The 7,036-nt window shown below is 42.7% G+C and carries 5 protein-coding genes and 1 tRNA gene; 2 read left to right on the top strand and 4 right to left on the bottom strand.

Translation table 11 applies throughout. The annotated features are described in order from the left end of the window. The 4 genes from fba to pdhA form a co-directional block, all read right to left on the bottom strand. Positions 1–815, bottom strand: an 815-nt coding sequence (gene fba, locus HWQ44_RS28185) for a class II fructose-bisphosphate aldolase (protein ID WP_292725284.1), incomplete at its 3' end; no start/stop codon positions are given. Between the two features lie 323 nt (positions 816–1,138). Beyond that, positions 1,139–1,210, bottom strand: a tRNA-Lys gene (locus tag HWQ44_RS28180). A 61-nt stretch (positions 1,211–1,271) separates the two neighbouring features. Beyond that, positions 1,272–2,141, bottom strand: a complete 870-nt coding sequence (locus HWQ44_RS28175) for an aldose epimerase (protein ID WP_292725283.1) — start codon at positions 2,139–2,141, stop codon at positions 1,272–1,274. A gap of 84 nt (positions 2,142–2,225) precedes the next feature. Beyond that, positions 2,226–3,260 (bottom strand): pyruvate dehydrogenase (acetyl-transferring) E1 component subunit alpha, encoded by a 1,035-nt coding sequence (gene pdhA / locus HWQ44_RS28170; protein WP_292725282.1) that lies wholly within the window; start codon positions 3,258–3,260, stop codon positions 2,226–2,228. Between the two features lie 766 nt (positions 3,261–4,026). Between pdhA and HWQ44_RS28165 the strand changes: the two genes are divergently transcribed. Both HWQ44_RS28165 and HWQ44_RS28160 read left to right on the top strand, forming a co-directional pair. Next, a complete protein-coding gene (locus HWQ44_RS28165; RefSeq protein ID WP_292725281.1) occupies positions 4,027–6,318 on the top strand; it encodes an IMS domain-containing protein in 2,292 nt (763 codons plus the stop codon). Between the two features lie 221 nt (positions 6,319–6,539). Then, positions 6,540–7,010 (top strand): hypothetical protein, encoded by a 471-nt coding sequence (locus tag HWQ44_RS28160; RefSeq protein ID WP_292725280.1) that lies wholly within the window; start codon positions 6,540–6,542, stop codon positions 7,008–7,010. Positions 7,011–7,036 lie beyond the last annotated feature (26 nt).

Raw genomic sequence — 7,036 nt, 5'->3', positions numbered from 1 at the left:
CGTACACCACTCTTAATACCTTTTTGGATTTCTTCTACAGGTACACCGTAGGTTTCAGGAATTGCACCACCATACTGGTTAATCAGTGCAAGCAAATCTTCAGGTACAGAAGAAGAACCGTGCATTACCAAGTGGGTATTGGGCAAACGGCGGTGAATTTCTTCAATGCGGCTGATTGCCAAAATTTCCCCAGTAGGCTTGCGAGTAAACTTATAAGCACCGTGGCTTGTGCCGATGGCAACAGCCAAAGCATCTACTTGGGTTGCTTCTACGAAGTCAACAGCTTCATCAGGGTCAGTTAACAGTTGAGAGTGGTCGAGTGTACCTTCAAACCCGTGACCATCTTCAGCTTCACCAGCACCAGTTTCTAGAGAACCCAAGCAACCGAGTTCACCTTCAACGCTGACACCCAAAGCATGAGCTACATTTACAACTTCGCGGGTAACATTAACGTTGTACTCGAAGCTAGCAGGGGTCTTAGCATCAGCTTCTAAAGAACCATCCATCATCACGCTGGTGAAGTTGTTCTTAATTGCTGAGTAACAGGTAGCAGGGGCATTACCATGATCTTGGTGCATGACAATGGGAATGTGAGGATAGGTTTCTACCGCTGCCAAAATCAGGTGGCGGAGAAAGTTTTCTCCTGCATAATTACGAGCGCCGCGTGAAGCTTGTAAAATTACGGGGCTATCTGTCTCCACAGCAGCCTTCAGGATCGCCTGAATCTGCTCCAAATTGTTAACGTTGAAAGCTGGGATGCCGTAACCGTTTTCAGCTGCGTGATCCAACAGCAGCCGCAGTGGTACAAGCGCCATAGATAATCCTCCTAATGTGGTTGTCAGCTAGTCTGTGTGAGAGAAGCGTAATTATTACGCTAAATCTTAAGAGTTTTTTCAACTTATAGGAAATTATAACTAGTGTCGTGTGTCTATGTTGAAAAAGTTTACGCCATAGTTACTATAAATATGTTCTATACTTGCTCTCTACTGCTGTACTATGCCCCATACTTGCTCTGTATTGCTGTACATTTAGCTACCCTACAATTAGTAGCTCTGGTATCCCAGTATCCAAAATGATCCTTCCTGCAATTAATCAAAAGGAGCGATCGCTCTTTCATGCCATCTAATAAACTTCTATATGGGTCGCCCGGGATTCGAACCCGGAACTAATCGGTTAAAAGCCGAGTACTCTACCGTTGAGTTAGCGACCCTTTCGCTGCATTTCGCAACTTTGCCATCATAGCATATGTATCTGTAGATTTGTAAAGGGGTTTAGAAAAAATCTGCCGTTAACCGTACAGATGTGGTGTAGCTGGCTCCTGGTTCTAACACAGTCAAGTTTTCACCAGTGTTCAGGGAGTTACGGGGAGCGCTCCACGGTTCAAGACAGTAGAATTCTTTGCCTTTGAGCGTCCAAAATACCAAAATCGGGTATTCATTGCCATAATCGAGAGTCAGTTTTAACTTGCGGCTGTTGTCTGTCACAGCGGCGGATTGTCTGGTTAACTGCTTAAAGGCAACATCAATTTCATCGAGGCTAAAGTCAAAATTACCATTGAAGGGGTGAATTTCTTTGGTTCTTTGGTCTTGATACTGTAGGGAAGGAATTTCAAACTCTAACCCAGCTTTATCATCGGTCAGAAAATAAGGATGGAAGCCCGTAGAAAAGGGCAGTGATGTCGATGAAAGATTTTTATACTGCTGCCGAATTTCTAAGGTATTACCTTGGAGTTCGTAAGTGAACAGCACTTGAAAGTCAAAAGGATAAACTGCTCGTGTTTGCTCGTTGCTATTGAGGACGAGGGTCAAGCTAGCTTGATCTTGAGTTACTTGGTCAGTTACTTCCCACGGTAGATCGCGAGCAAAACCGTGTTGTTTGAGAGTATACTGCTGCCCATTATGAGTATAAGTATTATCTGGTATATTACCGCAGATGGGAAACAAAATAGGATTCCCACCTCTGACACTCAAATCAGGATTAGCAAAGCGTTCAGTGTCCAAGTAGAAAATTTCTTGTCCCTGTATACGCCAGCGAGTGATGATACCACCACGTTCTGGGACAACTTCCAGTTGAGAACCAGCGGTTTCATCTGAAAGGATGTAGGTTTTGTATTGTTGCTGTTCAACTGCAATGGTAAACACAAGTTTAGTTCTAATTGGGGATTGGGGATTAGGGATTAGGATTAAAATAACTCTTTCCCAGTCCCCAGTCCCCAGTCCCAAAACTTATTCGTCTTCTGCAAACACGAAACGATATAACTCACTGGGGTCTGGTTCAGGGCTGCTTTCGGCGAATTTAACTGCCTCGTCGATTACATCCTGAATTTTCCGGTCAATGGCTTTGATTTCCCCCTCATCCGCTAGGTTTTGCTCCAGCAAATAAGCTGCCAACTTTTTAATTGGGTCACGGGCGAACCAAAATTCTTTCTCAGCTTTGCTTCGCATTTCATCTGGGTCAGCCAAAGAGTGACCCCGAAAGCGGTAGGTAAGCGCCTCAATTAATGTTGGCCCTTCACCTGCACGGGCACGAGCTACAGCTTCTTGGGCTACGGCTCGGACTGCTAGTACATCCATGCCATCTACTTCCACGCCCACCATGTTAAACACACTGGCTTTTTTATAAATCTCTGGCTGGGAAGTCGCTCGTTCGTGAGACATACCAATGGCCCACTTATTATTTTCGACCACAAACAGAATTGGCAGTTTCCATAGAGCTGCCATATTTAGCGTCTCGAAAAACTGACCGTTGTTAGCTGCACCGTCGCCAAAAAAGCAAGCTGTCACTTGGTCAGCATTTTGATCTCCCAGCACTTCGCGGCGGTATTTGCTTTGAAAAGCTGCTCCAGCTGCCACAGGAATTCCCTCAGCCACAAAAGCATAGCCACCCAGCAAGCGATGTTCGGCAGAAAACATGTGCATAGAACCACCTCGCCCTTTGCTGCAACCTGTGGCTTTGCCAAATAATTCTGCCATTACCTCTCTTGCTGGTACACCCGCACTCAGAGCATGAACATGGTCGCGGTAAGTACTACAAACGTAATCTTCACCCGGTCGCATTGACTGCACAACACCACTGCAAACGGCTTCTTGACCGTTGTACAAATGGACAAAACCAAACATTTTGCCTCTGTAGTACATTTCAGCGCACTTGTCCTCAAACAAGCGCCCTAACACCATGTCCTCATACAACCGTAATCCTTCTTCCTTAGTAATGTGCGTAGTAGCAGGATTAAAAGTGGGTAAAGTACGCTCTTGAACCATTATTTTTGAGTATCCCTGTTGTAGAACTTAAAGTTACGGTCTTAAATAAGTTGGTCTGATAACACCTCAGCTTTTAACAGGCTAGCGTTTGCAAGACTCAACAATCAAACTTTATTTATGCACCAAAAAAGGATCTTAGGGAATGGCTGAATTTTTAATTTTTAATTTTTAATTTTTCAGATCATGCCCCGTGAGGATTTGACTCTAACGGCAATATCTGCCGCTTTGGGTTTTTCTCTCTCACTATTCCCCTTCATAGACTAGCAATCAAGATAGACTGCTTTCTGCATATCCATTAACAATTTAAAAAAAAGGAGGCAAAAGTCTATATACCCAAATAGGTAATTGTAATTAAAGGTAAATTATGATATGCTTTTCTTCTCCTGTTATCAGGGTCAACTCCCAATAGTAGTATTTTATTAACCTACTAGTGGGAAAGTCCCGAAAAAATCAATCATCAATAGATTCTTGCAACCACAACAATTATGCCGTCATTAAAAGCGGTAGTTGTGGTTTGTGGTATCGAAGGTTGATAATAGTTGTGTTAAACAAAAATACTAAGAATTAAAACAAAAAATTGAGGCTTTCTAGGCGAAAGCAAAAAATTAGTACTAAAATGTGACTCAAAATTTCGGGAAGTTACAAAACAAGTTGTTGCAATATACACTTGTAGAGTAAATTCTAAACGGCATTTTTATGGCACGGTTTTACAGGCCTGGAACGCTCTAGGTGAATTATGTTGATCACGGTGCAGGGGAAGTAGGCTGTGCGAATTCCGCTAGATTACTACCGAATTTTAGGACTACCGTTGGCGGCAAGTGAAGAACAATTGCGTCAGGCATACAGCGATCGCATTGTACAATTGCCACGACGTGAGTATTCTCAGGCTGCAATTTCTTCTCGCAAACAACTCATAGAAGAAGCTTACGTGGTTTTATCAGATCCAAAACAACGCAGTACCTACGATCAGCTTTATCTTGCCCACGCCTATGACCCTGATAACCTTGCTGCTGCCGCAGTAGCACTGGAAAATCGTCCAGAAAGCACCAAAAGGGGTAGTGACACCCAGAGTTTGGGTATCGAAATTACCCAAGAAGAATTAGTTGGCGCTTTATTAATTTTGCAAGAGTTGGGGGAATACGAACTTGTACTGAAATTAGGTCGTCCGTACCTGGTAAATAAAAATGGTGCTACAAGTGCAAGAAAGGGCAATAATCTAGCAGACGAAGAAATACACGAAAGTGCTGAACATCCAGATGTTGTTCTCACTGTTGCCCTTGCCTGTCTAGAATTGGGTCGCGAACAGTGGCAGCAAGGTCACTATGAGAATGCCGCCATATCTCTAGAAACTGGTCAAGAATTGCTCGTACGCGAAGGGTTGTTCGCCAGTGTTCAGGCAGAAATTCAGGCGGATCTTTACAAATTGCGACCATATCGAATTTTGGAGTTGCTGGCACTACCTCAAGAAAAGACTGCCGAACGAAGCCAAGGTTTGGAATTATTGCAAAACCTCTTAGAAGATCGGGGCGGCATTGATGGCACGAACAATGATGACTCTGGTTTAAATATAGATGACTTTTTGCGATTTATCCAGCAGTTACGCAACCACTTAACAGTTGCCGAGCAGCACAAGTTATTTGAAGCCCAAAGCAAACGTCCTTCTGCTGTTGCCACTTACTTGGCTGTTTATGCCTTGATAGCACGGGGATTTGCTCAACGGCAACCTGCTTTAATTCGTCAAGCAAGGCAAATGCTCATCCGTCTGGGCAAGCGCCAAGATGTACATTTAGAACAGTCGCTTTGTGCCTTACTCTTGGGACAAACTGAAGAGGCAACTCGTGTTTTAGAACTTAGTCAGGAGTACGAAGCTTTAGCTTTTATTCGGGAAAAATCTCAAGACTCTCCAGATTTGTTACCGGGGCTGTGTCTATATGCAGAACAGTGGTTGCAACACGAAGTATTTCCCCATTTTCGAGATTTAGCAAACCAGCAAGCTTTCCTAAAAGATTACTTTGCTAACCAACAGGTACAAGCTTATTTAGAAGCACTGCCAACTGATGCAGAAACAACTAATGAATGGGCTGTAATTAACCCCCAGTATTTTCCCAAGCCCCAGACAAATAATTCGCCTTTCCCCAACAATTCAACTAGGAATTCCGGGAAATTTAATCACAGCAGAACACCTGACCTAGATTTGCCAGAAACACCCGAATATTCAAACTTCTCACCACCTATGTGGAATTCATCTGGGAGTGTAAAATCAGAGGTTCCTGCTGCTGAACGGACGAGCAGAGGCACTAATCAGGATTTGAACGGTTCAGCTAAAAGTGTTACACCCAGTCGTAACCAAAAGCGGCGGCGGAGAAAACCTACTCCATCTGCTATCCGAGAGCGTGTGCCAGATAATCGTCCTCATTCTCGTCGTCCCCGGCGGCGGCGAACCTTTGCCAACACCATCGAAGGGAAAACACGCCTGGTATGGAGAGTGTTTATTTCTTTGGTGAGTATATTAGTTTTCTGGGTATTAGCCACAACGACTTTTGGATGGTTAAAAAATCTGTTTTTTCCTACACAGTCTGTACCTGTTTTCCAGTTGTTTGTACAAATAAATCAACCACCAATACCTATTCCCGATCCATATAGTAAACCACAAGCAACAGATGGCCCTTTAACAGATGCAACAGCAGAAGAAGTGATTCGGACTTGGCTATCTACCAAAGCTGAAGCTTTAGGACCGAATCATGAGATTAATAATTTAGAGCAGATTTTAACTGGTTCAGCTTTGTCTCAATGGCGGCTGATTGCTCAACAGGATAGGTCAGACAACCATTATCGCAAGTACGACCATAGCGTAAAGGTGGAATCTGTAGAGAAAATTGAGTTATTTGCAGATCGTGCCGCAGTAGTAGCTACGGTGAAGGAAGCGACGCAGTTATATGAAAATGGTCAGTTTAAAAACTCTTCTAACGATAATTTGCGAGTTCGGTATGATTTGATTCGACAAGGAGGTAAATGGCGTATTCAGAGTACATCTGTTGTAAATCAGATAATTAGATAAGTTGGAATTTTTAGGTTATCTCTATAACTTAGCCCTACGCTGAACTGTTCCCTTAGAAGGCTTTAATAATTCAGTAATCTGACAAATCAACAATATAACAAGACAAATTTGTATAGGTTTAGAAAGCCAATTTAAAGAAATCGTCGTCCGATTATAATGCTTTCACTGAATTCTATGGGAATACTTATAAATGGGAACGTAAATATTTCTCGGAGAGCATTATGTTTGGAAAGATTACAGCGGCATTTCAGGAGTCTAGGCAATTTCTAAAAAGAAGCCTAGAAGAATACATTATGTTTAGCTCAGGCACTAAACAGTTGACTTTGACAAAAAGAATGGTTTCACTTCTCTGTCAACAAGCCGAATCTAGAGTTGAGCAATTAAAAAGTTTAAAACCACACTCTGAAGAGGGACTTATTGCAACAATAGAATACAATAAAATTCAAGTACAATTACATTTTACTCCTGAGAAAATAACTCTTAATGAAGATTGTTTTGAAGGGGAACTTCGCTTATTGAAACCCCCTGAGTTTGACACTGAATCGATTGTTTACCGTTACCTCATTGCAGGTTGGAAAACATTTTTGGGAGGTAAACTTCCCAATGGAGCTTTACCAAAAGAGGTGAGAATTGAAAATAATAAGGTTTACTATACTCTTCCTCCAGGGTTAGCGCGTCTCAAAGCCTATTGACAATAGGACTTGCCTGATATAGCAAT

Source organism: Nostoc sp. JL34, from assembly GCF_017114945.1.
GTDB lineage: Bacteria > Cyanobacteriota > Cyanobacteriia > Cyanobacteriales > Nostocaceae > Nostoc.
Note: the sequence above shows the minus strand (reverse complement) of the source record. Positions and strands in the feature narration are given on the sequence as shown.